We start from the raw sequence: 516 nt of genomic DNA on the forward strand, positions 1-516 counted from the left end.
CGCTTCAAGATAAGATTTCCATGACCCTTCGGGGTCGAGAGGCTCCCAGCAGACCACTGGGTTGATAGGCCGGACGTGGAAGCAGGGACTAACGACCTGTGAAGCTGACCGGTACTAATAAGCCGACAACCTGACCACACACCACACCCCCGGGTGTGGGTSAAAAAAACTGTGCTACGCGTCCACCATGCGGTCCCCAAACAACAAACSCACCATCGTTTGYTGAGGGAACCAACACAACTAAATAAGCAACACCACCACCCTGTCTCACCACAGGGARCMTGGMYGGTGTTGCGTGTCACGGAAACGATCCAGTGACCCTTCCAACCAACCCCACCCCGGTGGGAGATTGAAAGAGTTACGGCGGTCATAGCGTGGGGGAAACGCCCGGTCCCATTCCGAACCCGGAAGCTAAGACCCACAGCGCCGATGGTACTGCACTCGTGAGGGTGTGGGAGAGTAGGACACCGCCGGACACAACCACAAAGGGTGGCCCAAGCAACGACGCTTGGGCCA

Annotated in this window: 2 rRNA genes; both read left to right on the plus strand. The window is 57.6% G+C overall.

Going from position 1 to position 516, the window contains the following annotated elements:
• Positions 1–138 (plus strand): 23S ribosomal RNA (locus tag AB4Y75_RS16705); the annotation flags it as partial.
• Between the two features lie 221 nt (positions 139–359).
• A 5S ribosomal RNA gene (gene rrf, locus AB4Y75_RS16710) occupies positions 360–476 on the plus strand.
• The last annotated feature ends 40 nt before the right edge of the window (positions 477–516 follow it).

Source organism: Arthrobacter sp. RAF14 (assembly GCF_052114185.1).
In the GTDB taxonomy this organism is placed as follows: domain Bacteria; phylum Actinomycetota; class Actinomycetes; order Actinomycetales; family Micrococcaceae; genus Arthrobacter_E.